Origin of the sequence: Caballeronia sp. LP006 (assembly GCF_031450995.1) — a bacterium.
Taxonomy (GTDB): Bacteria; Pseudomonadota; Gammaproteobacteria; order Burkholderiales; family Burkholderiaceae; genus Caballeronia.
Genome location: NZ_JARTVW010000002.1, coordinates 776,313 through 791,610, shown reverse-complemented (window position 1 = coordinate 791,610; position 15,298 = coordinate 776,313). Strand labels below are relative to the sequence as shown.

General features: G+C 63.0%; 10 protein-coding genes. 6 read left to right on the top strand and 4 right to left on the bottom strand.

Annotation, left to right across the window (positions count from 1 at the left end; genetic code table 11):
• Positions 1 to 13 precede the first annotated feature (13 nt).
• From P9250_RS04260 to P9250_RS04250, 3 genes are all read left to right on the top strand, one after another.
• Positions 14 to 1,117, top strand: a complete 1,104-nt coding sequence (locus P9250_RS04260) for an amidohydrolase family protein (RefSeq protein WP_250510507.1) — start codon at positions 14 to 16, stop codon at positions 1,115 to 1,117.
• Between the two features lie 152 nt (positions 1,118 to 1,269).
• On the top strand, positions 1,270 to 2,184 hold the full coding sequence (locus tag P9250_RS04255; RefSeq protein ID WP_310391288.1) for an AraC family transcriptional regulator: 915 nt from the start codon (positions 1,270 to 1,272) through the stop codon (positions 2,182 to 2,184).
• A gap of 200 nt (positions 2,185 to 2,384) precedes the next feature.
• A complete protein-coding gene (locus tag P9250_RS04250) occupies positions 2,385 to 4,175 on the top strand; it encodes a winged helix-turn-helix domain-containing protein (protein ID WP_310391286.1) in 1,791 nt (596 codons plus the stop codon).
• On the opposite strand, the gene P9250_RS04245 is transcribed toward P9250_RS04250, so the two are convergent.
• The 4 genes from P9250_RS04245 to P9250_RS04230 all read right to left on the bottom strand — a co-directional run bounded on the left by P9250_RS04245 (position 4,162) and on the right by P9250_RS04230 (position 12,723).
• Positions 4,162 to 4,983: an alpha/beta fold hydrolase gene (locus P9250_RS04245; protein ID WP_244831237.1), complete on the bottom strand. Its 822-nt coding sequence runs from the start codon at positions 4,981 to 4,983 to the stop codon at positions 4,162 to 4,164. The two genes, P9250_RS04250 and P9250_RS04245, sit on opposite strands and share 14 nt — an antisense overlap.
• 139 nt (positions 4,984 to 5,122) lie before the next feature.
• The gene (locus tag P9250_RS04240) at positions 5,123 to 10,708 is read right to left on the bottom strand and encodes an AAA family ATPase (protein ID WP_310391283.1); all 5,586 of its coding nucleotides are present in this window, start codon (positions 10,706 to 10,708) and stop codon (positions 5,123 to 5,125) included.
• Between the two features lie 38 nt (positions 10,709 to 10,746).
• Positions 10,747 to 11,388 (bottom strand): HD domain-containing protein, encoded by a 642-nt coding sequence (locus P9250_RS04235; RefSeq protein ID WP_244831936.1) that lies wholly within the window; start codon positions 11,386 to 11,388, stop codon positions 10,747 to 10,749.
• Between the two features lie 405 nt (positions 11,389 to 11,793).
• Positions 11,794 to 12,723 (bottom strand): LysR family transcriptional regulator, encoded by a 930-nt coding sequence (locus tag P9250_RS04230; RefSeq protein ID WP_310391280.1) that lies wholly within the window; start codon positions 12,721 to 12,723, stop codon positions 11,794 to 11,796.
• Between P9250_RS04230 and P9250_RS04225 the strand changes: the two genes are divergently transcribed.
• Genes P9250_RS04225 through P9250_RS04215 form a run of 3 tightly spaced genes read left to right on the top strand, consistent with a single transcriptional unit; the run spans position 12,722 to position 15,283 of the window.
• Complete coding sequence (locus P9250_RS04225) at positions 12,722 to 12,880, top strand: hypothetical protein (protein WP_310391278.1); 159 nt, start codon at positions 12,722 to 12,724, stop codon at positions 12,878 to 12,880. The two genes, P9250_RS04230 and P9250_RS04225, sit on opposite strands and share 2 nt — an antisense overlap.
• A complete protein-coding gene (locus tag P9250_RS04220; RefSeq protein ID WP_310391276.1) occupies positions 12,877 to 14,031 on the top strand; it encodes an FAD binding domain-containing protein in 1,155 nt (384 codons plus the stop codon). Before P9250_RS04225 ends, P9250_RS04220 begins: the two co-directional genes overlap by 4 nt.
• A gap of 37 nt (positions 14,032 to 14,068) precedes the next feature.
• The gene (locus P9250_RS04215; RefSeq protein ID WP_310391273.1) at positions 14,069 to 15,283 is read left to right on the top strand and encodes an MFS transporter; all 1,215 of its coding nucleotides are present in this window, start codon (positions 14,069 to 14,071) and stop codon (positions 15,281 to 15,283) included.
• The last annotated feature ends 15 nt before the right edge of the window (positions 15,284 to 15,298 follow it).

Below are 15,298 nucleotides of genomic sequence, written 5' to 3'. Positions count from 1 at the left end.
GGAGACATGACTCATGGATTGCACTTGCTGCATCTCGCCGAAGCGCCGTCGTCTGCTTGGAACCATGGCCGCGCTCGCGGGCGGCTTCGCTTCGGGCCTTCCGAACGCATCCGCCCGAGCCAATGCGACAGTCAAAGGCAAATCGATCGACATTCACGCGCACTACTACCCCGAAAGCTATTGCGAACTCGTCGGCAGCGACGGCGACAGATTCGGCGGCAAGTTCACCTGCGATGCGAGCACCTTCAGCTTTCAGACGCCTGCTGGCGGCCTCGGTCCGCTGCCGCTCAAATTCATCCGTATCGACGAACGGCTTGCCGATATGGACGCGTCCGGCGTCGACGTACAGGCGCTCTCGCTCAGCGTGCCGATGGCCTATTGGGCCGACCGCGCCTTCAACGCGAAGCTGGCAACGACATGGAACACGGCGGCATCCGCGGTGCACGTGCAGCATCCGACGCGCTTCGTCGTCCTCGCGACGCTGCCGATGCTGAACGCGCACGACGCCATCGACGAACTCGAACGTGCGTCCGAATTGCCGGGCGTACGCGGCGTCTATATGGGCACGAACATCAACAACCGCGATCTCGACGATCCGTTGTTCGAGCCGGTCTTCGCGCGCATCGAACAACTCGATTTGCCGGTGTTCCTGCATCCGCAACAGACGGTCGGCGGCGCGCGGCTCACCGACTTCTACCTGAGCAATCTGCTCGGCAATCCATTCGATACCGCCATTGCCGGATCGCATTTGATTCTCGGTGGCGTCATGGACAGGCATCCGCGACTCAACGTCACCTTGCCGCACGCGGGCGGCGCGTTGCCTATCCTCATGGGCCGTATCGATGCGGGCTGGAACGTGCGGCCCGAAACGCGGAGGCTTGCGCAGAAGCCGAGCAGCTACCTGCGCCGCTTCAATTACGACACGGTGTCGCATTCCGGGCCGGTGCTCGATTTCCTGATAAAGAACATCGGCATAGACAGGCTCGTGCTCGGCAGCGACTACTGCTTCGATATGGGTTATGAACAGCCGGTCACGTTTCTGGACCGCCTAGAGCTGCCGCCCGAGCAGAAGAATCTGATCCTCGGCGGCAACGCGGCGCAATTGCTCAAGATATGAGATTGACGCCCGGCGACTGAACGAAAATTAATATTTGTTGCGGACAATTTCCAAGATAATCCACGGATTCCGCCGGTTATGACCATCGCTTGATTATGGCAACGCAAACGCCGCATGCGTGAGTGCAGCGTGACGAGCAAGGGTGACGGACCATGTTCAACCAGACAGATATTTCCAGCACCACGGCGCCGCGTCAGAAAGACTCGCTCGGCTGTCTTTCGACGCAGCTGCACAAGGACCTCGAACTGCGCGCGGGCGACTTCACGTTCTATCGCAAATGCAGGCGCGAGGAAAAGACGAGCGAAGTCGTCACGCCCGCGTCCGATCGCGGCTTTCTCATCGGTGTCTCGCTCGCGGCGGGACATCGCCGGCGCATCATCACGGGTAGCCGTTCGGCGCTGCACGAGTTCAGGAAGGACTCGGTCTATATCCGCAATTTCGAGGACAACTACCGCGCCGATCTGCATGGCGCGTTCGACTTCGTGCTGATGGAATTTTCGCGGTCGTTCATCGTGAACACGGGCTATGAGCGAAACGGCACGACCATTTCCGGCTTCTCGGCGCCGCCCGGACGCGAGGACGCCATCTTCGGCCAGCTCGCGCAGGTGCTCGCGCTGACGCTGGATCGTTCGTCCGAGACCAGTGCGCTTTTCCTCGAACAACTCGGCGTCACCATCGGCACGCATCTCGTGGATCGATACGGCGACGCGACCGCGAAAGCGCTCAAGCCGGGGCCGCGTCTTTCGAGTATTCAGGAAGCGCGCGCCAAGGAGATGCTGCTCGCCAAAACCGATGACAACGTATCGCTCGAAGCCATCGCGAGTGCATGCAACTTGTCGCGCAGCTACTTCATCCGCGCGTTTCGCGAGACCACGCAGCGCACGCCGCATCAATGGGTGCTGGAGCAACGCATCGAACATGCGCGCATGCTGCTTAGCAAATCGACGTGGTCGCTTGCGGAGATCGCCATTGCATGCGGCTTCTCCGATCAAAGCCACTTCAGCCGCACGTTCTCGCAACTGGTCGGCACGCCGCCCGGAAACTGGCGCAGGCAAGCGGGTAATTGACACAGCCTTTCTTCAGTCGATACCTCGCGTCGTCACATCCATAGACTTTCATACAAAGCATCGCACTTACGTGCAATACGCATGAACGGCGCTGCGCTAACTTGATCGTGCCGAGGCTGCGCACGCCACTTTCTTATCCCGCGCCGACCTTAGCTTCTCCCTCCCGTCTCGCTCCCTTTCCCCAACCTGGAAACGTCACGATGCAAATAGGCGGATTTCAGATCGATCTGGAGATGCGCGCCTTATGGCGAAACGGCGAACTCGTGCGTCTCGGCTCGCGCGCTTTCGATATCCTCGCCGTGGTCGCGGCGGCTGGCGGCCGTCTCGTCTCGAAGGACGAGGTGATGAACGCCGTATGGCCCGACACCGTCGTCGAGGAAAACAATATTCACGTTCATCTCTCGGCGTTGCGCAAGGTGCTCGGCGCGGACCGCGACCTGATTCTCACCGTGCCCGGCCGTGGCTATCAACTCCTGCAACGCAAGCCGAGCACGCCATCCGATGAAGCGCGGCTCAAGCCCGCTTGCGGCCGCCGTCTTCCGCCGCAAAAATCTGCGTTGCTCGGACGCGATACGGAAATCGCCACGATCCGCGCCATGCTGCGCAACTCGCACGTGTTGACGGTGACGGGCGCGGGCGGCATCGGCAAGACGCGGCTCGCTATCGAGGCGGCCCGTCACAGTGCCGAAGACTTTCCAGAACCGGTGTGCTTCGTCGAACTCGCCGCGTTGACGACGCGCGAGGGCGTGCTGTGCGCCATCGCGGAGAGTTGCGGCATTGCCTTGCCCGATACGCATATCGATGTAGCGCGCGTGGCCGCGACACTCGCCGGCCAGTCGAAACTCCTGCTGCTCGATAACGCCGAACATGTGGTCGGCGCCGTGGCGCAGATCGTCGATGCACTCGTCGCCGGCAACGAAAAGCTGCGCGTGCTGGTGACGAGCCGTGAGCCGTTGCGCGTGATGGCAGAGAGCATCTTCCGAGTGGAGCCGCTCGACGTGCCTCCCGCCGATGCCGCGGACGCCGATATTCTCCGATGCTCCGCCGTGAGCCTCTTCATCCTGCGCGCCGATTCGTTGCAGGAAAGCGTGGCGACCGACAGCGCGGAGATCCGGCTCGTCGGTGAAATCTGCCGGCGTCTGGACGGCCTCCCGCTTGCCATCGAACTGGCCGCCGCGCGCGTCGCCGCGCTCGGCGTGGAAGGCGTCTGCCGCAGGCTGGACGACCGCATGGCGATTCTCGCGGGCGGTTACCGCACCGCGCTGCCGCGTCATCAAACCTTGCGCGCCACTTTCGACTGGAGCTTCGCGCTGCTGGACCGCGACACGCAATCCGTGTTCTGGCGGCTCGCGCTTTTTAGCGGCAGGTTCTCTTTCGAGTCGATGTGCGCGGCAGTCTGCGACGAAGAGCACACGACAGCGGACGCCATCGGCGGCATCACCGAACTGGTCGCGAAGTCGCTCGTGAGCGTCGAATTCGAGCGCGCCACCGCGCGCTATCGTCTGTCGGAATCGACGCGCGCCTATGCGCTGGAAAAGCTGCGCGCCAACGGCGAATTGCGCGAGATCATCCGCCGCAATGCGCGTCATGTTGCACGACAGATCGCGGCCACAGCCTGCGGCCTCGACGACCATCCGGCCGCCTTCCAGCACACGCTGGACGATGCGCGCGTCGCGCTCGACTGGGCGATGTCCGTGGACGGCGATGTCCGCGTGGGTATCGAACTGGCGTCGCATCTCGTCGGCGCACTAAGCGTCGCGCATCTTTTCGACGAGTGCCGCATGCGCGCCGCGCTCGCCGTCGATGCCATCGCGAAGCTGCCGGCGGGAACGGCAGACGCAGCGATCGAGAAGCGGCTGCGCGCGGCGTTGACAGCGGCGGCGCCCGTGGTCCACGAGACGCCGCCGCTGCCTGCGCGACCCGCCCGCTGGCCGCTTTCCAGGCGCTTGCACAAGCCTGCGCTGACCGCCACGCCGCTTACGACTGGATGAACTCCAGCAGGTCCGCGTTGACGCGATCCGCGTGCGTGGTGCACATGCCATGCGGCGCGCCTTCGTAAATCTTCAGCTTCGCGTTCGGCATGAGCTTCGACGAGAGCTTGCCGGAATCGTCGAGCGGAACGATCTGATCGGCGTCGCCTTGCAGCACGAGCGCGGGCACCGTGACCTGCTTCAGGTCTTCGGTGAAGTCCGTCTCCGAGAACGCCTTGATGCAGTCGTACATGCCTTTGATCGAACCCAGCATGCCGAGCAGCCAGAACGAATCGATCGTGCCTTGCGACACTTTCGCGCCGGGCTTGTTGAAGCCGTAGAACGGCATCGCGAGGTCCTTGAAGAATTGCGCGCGGTTATCGTGCACGCCTTTGCGAATGTCGTCGAACACGGATAGCGGCAGGCCTCCCGGGTTCGCTTCGGTCTTGAGCATGATCGGCGGCACGGCCGAGACCAGCACGACCTTCGACACGCGCTTTGCGCCATGACGCGCGATATAGCGCACCACTTCTCCGCCGCCGGTCGAATGGCCGACCATCATGATGTCTTGCAGATCCAGCGCTTCGATCAGCTCGGCAAGATCGTCGGCATAAGTGTTCATCTCGTTGCCGTTCCACGGTTGCGATGAACGGCCGTGGCCGCGACGGTCATGCGCGATCACGCGATAACCGCGTTCGGCGAGGAACATCATCTGCGCGTCCCACGCGTCGGCATCGAGCGGCCAGCCGTGAGAAAACGTGATCGCCGGGCCCGTGCCCCAGTCCTTGTAATAGATTTCCGTGCCGTCCTTGGTCGTGATGTAAGCCATGTCCGCTACTCCTTCTCGATTGATTGACCGGCCCGTGCCGGTGTGTCATGCGTGAAGGGAGTATTCGCGATTCGTGGCACGGCACGCTTGGTTATCGCCCGGCTTTTGTGGATTTGCACGATAGCTTCACGCAACGACTTCAAGCGACCGACGACAGCGTGAAGACGAACACCGTCCCACGCGGATACGCCGGTCCCGCGGTGAGCGTCCCGCCATGCGCCTCGATGATCGACCTGCAAATGGCGAGCCCCATGCCCATGCCGGTGTCCTTCGTGGTGAAGAACGCGTCGAAGATGCGCTCGGCAATGTCTTCGCGAATGCCATCGCCGTTGTCCTGCACGGACACGATCACGGTGCCCCTGTCGTCGATGCAGGACGTGACGGCGAGCAGGCGCTGACGCGCATCGAGATGGCTCATGGCATCGGCGGCGTTTATGACGAGATTGAACAGCACCTGTTGCAGTTGCACGCGATCAGCCGTTACCGAACAACGCGCAGCCAGATCGAGCCGCATGAGGACTCCGCGTTGTTCTATTTCCGCCGCCGCCAGTTCGAACACTTCGCGCACGACGTAATCGATATAGACCGGCGCGAAAATAGGCTTGGTTTCCTTCGCAAGCGTCTGCAATGCGCGGATGATATCGCCCGCCCGCTTGCCGTCCTTGACGATCTCGCGCAGGCCGCTCGATGCCTCGGCCAGATCCGGCTCGGGCCGGTTGAGCCAGCGCACGGACGCACTCGCGTTCGACACGATGGAAGCGAGCGGCTGATTGATCTCGTGCGCGATCGAAGCGGCGAGTTCGCCCATCGTCGATGCGCGCGATGCCTTCGCCAGTTCGCTCTTCGCGTTCTGCAAGGCGAGTTCGGTCACGTGCCGTTCGGTCAGGTCGGTGACCACGCCGACGAAGCTGCTCACGCCGGACGGTTCGCCCAGCACTTCGAGATGCTTGATGGCGCCGTCCGGCGCGACCACGCGAAACTTCTGCCGGAAGGGCACGCGCTTGTGCGCGGCACGCTCGACCATCTCCCGATAAAACGCGACGTCCTCGGGATGAATGCGCTCCATGATCGCGCGTGTCGCGGGACCGCTCGCTTCCATCGGCAAGCAAAACACGTTGTAGAGTTCTTTCGACCAATAGCGCTCGCCCGTCAGCGTGTTCCAGATATAGCTTCCCGAGCGGCCTATCCGCTGCCCGAGCGCGAGCGCTTCCTCGCTCATGCGCAAGGCCGCTTCCGTTTCCTTGCGACGCTTGTTTTCTTCGAGCAACTCGGCATAAAGACGCGCCGTTTCGAGCGATATGGCCGCCTGCGACGCGAGCAATTCGAGCACCGACGTGCGGCTCTCCGTGAACACGCCCGTCGTCAGATCGTTTTCGAGGTAAAGCGCGCCGACGGCATGCCCTTGCTTCACGAGCGGCAGACAGCATACGGAACGAACCGGCCTGCTGGACAAGGCTGCATCGAAGGAAAAACGCGGATCGTGCTGCGCGTCTTCCACCACCACGGGCTTGCGCGTGCGCAGCGCCGTGTACAGGACCGATGCGGGCAAATCCTCGCGCACAGGCGCTTCGCCGGCCAGCTGAACCTGTACGCCCTCGGGCGTCTCCTGGCCGCGCGCTTCGGCCACGGGCACGTTGCCTTGCATGAGAATCAGGATGCCGCTGCGCGCGCCGGCGTGAACGATAGCGAGCGTGACGAGCGTGCGGATCAGCTTGTCGAGCACGATCTCCTCGGAGAGCGCCTGCGACGACTTCAGCGCCGACAGCAAATCGAAGCGATGCTGCGCATCCTCGATTTCGACCGATGGACGGGACGCCACCGGAACCTCGGGCAGCGCTTGACGCACGGCCGTCGCGCGTGCCGAACCCGCATCGCGTTCGAGTCGGCCGACGAGCGCATGCGCGCCCCAGCGCGCATAACCGTCGATCGCGCGCCGCCGATGTTCCCGCGCGGCCGTAAAGAGCCCGTTCGCTTCGCAGCACGCGCACGCCAGCCGATGCGCGAGTGCATCGATATGACTGAAGCCGCTTTCGGACGCTGCGGCTGCCGCTTCCTCATAACGCGCCAGCGCTTCGAGCGGCTTGGCGAGCAGACGAGCGATTTCGGCTTCGACCAGCAACAGCTTGTCGAGAAACGTCGCCGGATTGAGTTTCGCCCAGACCGTAAGCTTCGCGAGATGCGGTTCGATGCGCGCAATGGCTTCGTCCGCTTCGTACATTTGCGCGAGATTGAGCGCCGAATAGAAGTGATAGTCCAGTTGATGCACGTGCGCGGGCGTCGCCCACGTCAGCTCGCCGGCTTCAGCGAGGCAATACGACGCGTTGCGGTAATCGCCATGAAAGTAGCAGGACATGCCCTTTAGCAGCCAGATCCAGAAACGCAGCGTCGTCATCTGCGTGTCGAGCAGATCGGCGTCGAAGGTCATGCGTCCGTCCACCACCGAGCCGAAATTGCCCGGCAGTCCCGGCCCGCCCGTCAGGCTGTGTACGTATCGCTTTTGCAGTTCCAGGATGTCCTCGACATCCCGGAATCTCACGCGTCGCGCGAACGACAAACCCAGGTCGATTTCGCGATCGACCTGTTCGAGCGGTGCGCCCATCGTCAGCAGATCGGAGACGATGTGATTGCATGCGTAACAACTCATCGTGAGGTCGCCGCTCGGCCTGGCGGATTCGAACGCATCGCGCGCGCAGGCCAGCACGTAGGGCAGCGGCTGGGTCCAGACGGCGACCGTATCGAGCGCCACCAGCGTGCTCGTGGCGACCGTGTTGAAGCCGCGCGATTCGACCAGCGTGCGCGCCAGCCGCGAGAACTCGAAGCCTTCCTCGTAGCGCCCGAAGAACTCGGCGACATAAACGCCGAACCACGACAGACAGTGCGCCGATGCTGCCGTGATGCCGTGGTCGATGGTCATCTGCACCATGTGGCACAGATGCAGAAAACCGAGCCGTTCATCGACGAACGATGCGGGCGCGTAGACGCTCGCGAGCAGGTTCATCTCGGACTCGATCTTCTCGTCGCGCAACGTCGGCAGGTTCGCGAGCGAGGCGATGCTTCGCGATGCAAGCGACGCGTTGAGCTTGCCATACGCGGCTTCGACATCGGCGGCTTGCGGAAAGCGCGGCAGAACCGTGCCGAACAGCCGAACGCCTTCGAGCGCGGTTTCGACGGCGGCTTCATAGTCCGACAGATGCTGCTGCATGTCGACCTTGAGCTTGTAGACCGACGCGCGCGCGACGACAGACAGGTCCTCGCGCAAGAGCGTGGCGATCTCTTTACCGGCAGCGTCGAAATCGGCGTTCAGGATGTGACACTGCACGCGCAACACGCCCATTTCATAACTTGCGGCGTGGGCCTGCGCCGCGCCGTTCGCGTGCAGCAGCGCCTGCACGACGTCCAGATAATTCAGCGCGGAACGGATAGCGATCGCTTCTTTCGCCTGACGCGCCGCTTGCAAACAGACCGTGGCGAACACGTCGGTCTCGTCTGCATCGAGTTCGAGAAGCGCGCCCGCCGCCTGAGCGCGTTCGATATGGTGCGCCACGTCGAACGCCGATTGCAGCGTCCGCGCATTGAAGTCTCGCAGCAAAATGCGCGCGATGCGGGCGTGTTCGACACCGCGCTCGTGTTCGGGCGTCAACGCATACGCCGCCTCTTGCACGCGGTCGTGAGCGAAGGCAAAGCCCGTGCGGTCGGATACGACGAGCCCTGCTTCGAGCGCGGGTTGCAGACGCCGCGCCGACTCGACGCCATCGCCGGGATCGATCAGCATGAGTGTCGAACGGTCGAGCCGTCGTCCCATGAACGCGAGCAGCCTGAGCACCGCCTGCGCCGCTGGCGGCAGGCGCGAAAGCCGCGTCACCATCAGATCGACGACGTTATCCGACGATTCGTACTCGCCGATACGTTCCAGGTCCCACGTCCAGCGACGCGCCTCGCCGTCGTAGACGATCATCCGATGTTCCGCCAGCACGAGCAGCAGTTGCTTGATGAAGAACGGGTTGCCGCCGGTTTTTTCGTGCACCACCGCCGCGAGCGGAAAGACATGCGCGGCATCGGAATGAAGTGCGTCGGCGAGCAAGGCCACGACATTCGCCGGATCGAGCGGCCCGACAGCCAGCGAACTCACGCGCGCGCCGGCATCGGGCAACGAATCGAGGAACGCCTTGAACCGTGGCGAGCGATCCACTTCGTTATCGCGATACGCGCAGATCAGGAGCACATGACGCATATCGGCATGCGCCACGAAAGCAGCGATAAAGTTCAGCGTGGCCTCGTCGAACCAGTGAACGTCGTCGAAGAAGAGAATCAGCGGATGCGCTTCTGTCGCGAACACGGACAAGAGCCGCGAGATCAACGCCTGAAAGCGCAACTGCGCTTCCACGGGCGGCAACTCCGCTACGTCGGGCGGCTCGCCGAGCACGAGTTCCAGCTCGGGAATGAAGTTCACGATGAGTTTTCCCTGCAAACCGACCGCCTCGCAAAGCACGGCGCGCCAGCGGTCGAGTTCGCTGTCGCTCTCACCGAGAATGCGCTGAAAGAGCGAACGGATGGCCTGCATCAACGGCGCATAAGGCGCGTTCTGACCGTACTGTTCGAGCTTGCCGGAGGCGAAGAGCGCGGCACTCTGCGCGGTCGCGCGATGCACGCTGCGCACGAGCTCCGACTTGCCCGCGCCCGAATAGCCGGACACGAGGATGAGTTCGGCGGCGCCCTGTCGCGCGTTACGATCGAAGGCGTCCCGCAGCGCCTGATATTCATGCACACGTCCGAATAGACGATGCGTAAAGGCGAGATTCTTGACGTTGTCTTTCGCGGCCGGTTCGAACGGGACGATATGCTGCATCTCGTTCCAGTCGGCAAGACAGTGCCGCAGATCGGCTTCGAGACTCGACGCACTTTGATAGCGTTCCGCAGGACTCTTGGCAAGCAACTTGAGTACGATTGAACCCAGCACATCGGGCAATGACGCGCGGTAGCGGCGCGGATCGGCGGGTTGCCGCGCGACGTGATTGAAGATCCATTCAACCGCATCCGCCGCTTCGAACGGCAAGTGGCCGGTCAATAGCTCGTACAGGGTCACGCCGAGAGAATAGAGATCGCTGCGCTCGTCGGCCTGTTCTTCCGCGCGTCTCGCCTGCTCCGGCGACATATACGCCAGTGTGCCGCTCAAGGTATCGGCGTGGTCGATAAACTCAGCAGCTTCGCTCGTCGAAGCGCGAAAGCCGAGCAAGCGCATCGTGCCATCGGCGCCTTCCAGCAGATTCGAAGGCTTGATGTCGCCGTGCAGAACGCCGCGTTCGTGCGCGAGCGCGAGCGACTGCGCCGCGCCCACGGCAATGCGCAGAAAGCGGCCGAGTGCAATCGTGCCATCGGCGCGTGGAAGAATCGGCGCGCCACCCTGGTCTTCATAGACGAGCACCGGCCCGCGTTCGAGCCTCAAGAGCGCGAGCGGCCGCACGGCCCACGCGGAATCGAGCTTCCCGGCCGGCGCAAACTCTTGCCTGAGACGCCGCAACACGGCATCGGAAGAAGGACCAGCAGGCGCCGCGACGAGCCAGGACCGCGCGCCGTCTTGCGTTCTCGCGCGATGCCGCACGATCTCGCCATCCACGAGCAGCGCTTCGAGTACGAGCTGATCGAACCAGAGCTGATCGAAATGCACGGCGATGCCGGAGCCAGACGACGCCTTGCGCGTCCCGTCGATGAATGCCTCGGTGCTCAATTCATCTCTCCTTCGGCCATGTGCAAAAGCCTTCGATTTCAGTTCGGCCAGTCCGATCCCAACACCAGCCCGCAGAAATTCAGTCGCCGGTAATTCGGGTCCCAGCGATCGAGCACGTCGGCGTTCACCGTGCCGAAGGTCGTATCCGGCCGATGCTCCATGCCGCGCGCATACGCTTCGATCAACTTCTTCTTGAAGCCGGTTTCCCGCGGATACGCCTGCACGATCTCATCGCGCTCAGGCTCGCTGAACTGGTCGTAACGCGCGCCCGTCACGTCCATCTGCACGCCGGCGGCAATGAGCGCGACCAGCGTCGAAAGATGTTCCGGAATGCCGGGCGTCGTATGCAGCGCGATGCCGAGCCACACCTCTTCGATCTGACGCTCGGCCACGCCGTGCTGACGCATGAAGTCGCGCGCGGCATCGGCGCTGTCCACTTCGAAACGGTTCGGCGAGTGCTGGAAGCGCGTGTTCAGCCCGACATCGTGAAACAACGCACCGAGGTAGAGCAGTTCGGCATCGAAGGGCCTGTTCTCGCGGTGGCCGGTCAGTGCGCCGAACAGGAACGAGCGAAGCGCGTGATGAAACATCAGGACGGATTGCGTGGCGCTGATCAGATTCGTGGCGGCCTGAGCCATCGCGGTATCGGGAATCGCCACGCCTGCAATCGTCAGCTTCATGCCCGCTCCTGTGTGTCGAGACATGGCGAGCGGTCCGTCACGACGCGCTGCATTCGCATGACGTCGAGGACCGTTCGCAGTCCGCGTTCTTTGTCAGAGGGTAGCGAAACGAATCTTTAAAGGCTTTGGCGGGTTCTAAAAAAGCCTTAAGCGCTGCGATGCGGATTGGCGCCAAGAACCGTGAACGACGGTGAATACGCGAGATGCCAGGCAGTCTCAACGCACCACGCCCGAACCACGCGCCAACTAAGCGCCAACTAAGCGCGACGGTCCTTAAAACTTCTTAATCCGATGCGCGGCGAAGCATGTCGTTCAAGCGTCTTTCCCGCGCCCACGCGCCGCCTCAGAACATTTCACGTTTTTTGCAGGACTTTAGCCGCGCGGCGTTCCTACACTGCACTCAGTTCAAGAGCCTCGGTCTTCGCCCGAAGCGCGCAGACGCGTTTCGAGAAACTGCACGAGCGCGCGCACCTTGCTGGATTGCCGGCGATTGGACAGATACGCGGCGTAGACCACGGCATCGCCCGAGTGAGGACTGGCGTCGAACTGTTCGAAGAGACGCACCACGCGGCCCGCGCGAATGTCGGGCGCGACTTGCCATTCGGGCAGCAACGCAATGCCTCGTCCGGACACGACGCTTTCGAGAAGGATGTCGAGATTATTCGACAGCAGATGACCGCGCACATCGACACGCTGTTCGTCGCCATCGCGCCGGAAGGTCCAGACCTGGCGCGTGCGATAGCCGCCGCCGTACGCGAAGCGCAGGCACTCGTGCGCGTCGAGGTCCTGCGGTGTCTGCGGCGTGCCGTTGCGGGCGAGATACGCGTGGCTTGCCACGACATGGCGCGGATTGTCCGCGAGCTTTTTGACGATGAGATTGGCGTCGCGGTCGGCGCGGCCGATGCGGATCGCAACATCGATTCGATCGAGCGCGAGGTCCGTGAAGTGATCGGCGATGACGACATCGAGAAACACGCGCGGATGCTCCGCGAGGAACGTCGCAAGATGCGGTGCGAGGCACAGGCGGCTGTACGTGGACGGCGCCGAGATCCTAAGCGTGCCCACGGGCGCCGCGCCGCTGTCGAATACGCTTTCGTCGGCTTCGGCGAGGTCGTCGAGCACTTTCGAAACCTGCTCGACATACGCGATTCCGGCATCCGTGAGGCTGACTTTGCGCGGCGTGCGCGTGAGCAGCGCGGCGCCAAGCGAGTCTTCGAGCGAATCCATGAGACGCGTGACCGATGACGTGGCTACGCCCAGACGTTGCGCTGCCTTCGAGAAGCCGCCAGCGTCCGCGACTTCCAGCAGCGTCATGACCGCGAGGAGCTTGTCCATGTTCGCCCTCAATCCGAATTTCGTTGCGCCCGACGCAACGCGAACTTGCATTCTATCCATATTCAACAATCGCGACGCAACGCATAAGCTGCGTGCATCGGCTCCAGAAGGGTTCATCACCGCGCGGCGTTTAGCGGCGCAAAGGAAAGCAGCATGAACGCGTTCGATAAACCGCGTGCCGTCGTCATCGGCGGATCGCTTGGCGGCTTACTCACGGCCAACGCCCTGCGCGCGGCAGGCTGGCATGCCGATGTTTTCGAAACTTCGCCGAACCAGCTCGAAAGCCGGGGCGGCGGAGTCGTGTTGCAGCCGGATGTGCTGGAAGCGCTCGCATTTGCGGGCGTCGCGGTGCCGAATCCGCCGGGCGTGAATTCGGGCGATCGCATCTATCTGGATCGCGAAGACCGCGTGCTCGAACAGTTCCACATGCCGCAGATGCAGACGTCGTGGAGCCTGCTCTATCGCGCGATGAAAAACGCCTTGCCCGCGCAGGCGCTTCATGCGGGCGAGACCTTCGTCGATTTCGATCAGGACGGCGAGCGCGTCGTCGCGCGCTTCGAAAGCGGCCGCAGCGTCGAGGCCGATCTGCTGATCGGCGCGGACGGTATCCGCTCGACACTCAGGCGGCGGCTTTTGCCCGAGATCGTGCCGGTCTATGCGGGTTACGTGGCGTGGCGCGGACTTGTCGAGGAACCCGACCTGCCGATCTTCGCCGCGAACATGCTGCGCGACCGCTTCGCGTTTCAGGACGGCGACGGGCACTCGGGGCTTTCATACCTCATTCCCGGCGATGACGATTCGACCGTGCCAGGCGAGCGTCGCTGGAACTGGGTCTGGTATCGCAAGTACGGCGCCGAACGGCTCGGTGAACTGCTCGTCGATCGTCATGGCGAGAAGCGCGCGTTTTCGCTGCCGCCGGGTTTGACCAAGAACGCCGACATCGTTCAGTTGCGCGACGAAGCGCGGACCATGCTTGGCCCGACTTTCCGCGCACTCGTCGAATCCACGGACGATCCGTTCATGCAGCCGATCGTCGATCTGCGCTCGCCGCAAATGGTGTTCGGCCGTGCGCTGCTGCTGGGCGATGCTGCATCCGTGCCACGGCCGCATACGGCGGGCAGCACCGCCAAGGCGGCGGCCAATGCACATGCGCTGGCGCTGGCGCTGGCGTTGTCGGCGGCGGCGGGTGGCGGCGAGACCATCGATACCGCTTTGCGACGCTGGGAGCATCAGCAATTGCAACTCGGCCGGCGCATGACCGATCTAGGAATTTCGCTCGGCAACCGCCTGATGAACGTCGGGCATTGAGCGCGCCGCTTTCTTCTTTTTGATTCGAGGAGTCGTCATGTCGACCCAGGCATCCACCACGACGGGCAGTAGCAACCCCGTCAAGCTGACACGCGGCCTCATTGCGTTGTTCGCGTTCTGTTGCGGCGCTATCGTCGCGAATCTTTACTATGCGCAGCCGATCACCGAGCTAATTGCACCGGACATCCATATGTCGGGCGGCGCGGCGAGCATGATCGTGTCGCTCACGCAGATCGGTTACGCAATCGGCCTGTTCTTTCTCGTACCGCTCGGCGACCTGCTGGAAAACCGCAAGTTGATGATTATCACCGCGCTGGTGTCGATCGCGAGCCTTGCCGCCGCGGCGTTCACGCATCAGGCGGGCTTGTTTCTCGGCGTCTCGCTCCTGGTCGGCTTCAGTTCGGTTGCCGTGCAGATTCTGATTCCGCTTGCCGCGCATTTCGCGCCCGACGAGTCGCGCGGCAAGGTGGTCGGCACCATCATGAGCGGACTCTTGCTCGGCATTTTGCTGTCGCGCCCCATATCGAGCGTGGTCGCCGGTCACTTCGGCTGGCGCGCGGTATTCGGCTGCGCGGCCGTGTTGATGGCGGTCGTCACGAGCGTGCTCGCGTTGACCATTCCGCGTCGCCAGCCGGATCACAAGGCCACGTATTTCGAACTCATCGGCTCGCTTGGACACTTGATTCGCACGATGCCGGTCTTGCGGCATCGTTCGTTTTATCAGGCGCTGATGTTCGCTTCGTTCAGCCTTTTCTGGACCGCGATTCCCGTCGAGTTGACGCGTCACTTCGGACTGTCGCAAACGCAGATCGGCATCTTCGCGCTGGTCGGCGCTATAGGCGCGACGTCGGCACCGGTAGCGGGACGGCTCGCGGATGCGGGCCACACGGTGCGCGCGACGCTCATCGCGCTGGTGGTGGGCGCGCTGGCATACGCGCCGGCGTTGATTCATCCGGCGTGGGGCGTGATCGGATTGGTGGCGACAGGCATCGTGCTCGACTTCGGCGTGCAGATGAACATGGTGCTCGGCCAGCGCGAGATCTATGCGCTGCACGCGGCGAGCCGCAATCGTCTCAACGCGCTTTACATGACGAGCATCTTCGTGGGCGGCGCGGTCGGATCGGCGCTGGCGAGTCCGCTTTACGAGCATGGCGGCTGGCCGCTGGTGGCAACGGTGGCAACGGCGTTTCCGTTGATCGCGCTCACGCACTATCTCGCCATTGGACGGGGACATGCGGCTCGTCACGCTTAATGAAAGCTCGTTTGC

Bases quoted from the DNA above. Each gene is read 5' to 3' on its own strand.
- P9250_RS04215 (WP_310391273.1), top strand. From the start codon at position 14,069: ATGTCGACCCAGGCATCCACCACGACGGGCAGTAGCAACCCCGTCAAG.
- P9250_RS04225 (WP_310391278.1), top strand. From the start codon at position 12,722: ATGTTCGCCCTCAATCCGAATTTCGTTGCGCCCGACGCAACGCGAACT.
- P9250_RS04255 (WP_310391288.1), top strand. From the start codon at position 1,270: ATGTTCAACCAGACAGATATTTCCAGCACCACGGCGCCGCGTCAGAAA.
- P9250_RS04220 (WP_310391276.1), top strand. From the start codon at position 12,877: ATGAACGCGTTCGATAAACCGCGTGCCGTCGTCATCGGCGGATCGCTT.
- P9250_RS04260 (WP_250510507.1), top strand. From the start codon at position 14: ATGGATTGCACTTGCTGCATCTCGCCGAAGCGCCGTCGTCTGCTTGGA.
- P9250_RS04250 (WP_310391286.1), top strand. From the start codon at position 2,385: ATGCAAATAGGCGGATTTCAGATCGATCTGGAGATGCGCGCCTTATGG.
- P9250_RS04245 (WP_244831237.1), bottom strand. From the start codon at position 4,983: ATGGCTTACATCACGACCAAGGACGGCACGGAAATCTATTACAAGGAC.
- P9250_RS04230 (WP_310391280.1), bottom strand. From the start codon at position 12,723: ATGGACAAGCTCCTCGCGGTCATGACGCTGCTGGAAGTCGCGGACGCT.
- P9250_RS04235 (WP_244831936.1), bottom strand. From the start codon at position 11,388: ATGAAGCTGACGATTGCAGGCGTGGCGATTCCCGATACCGCGATGGCT.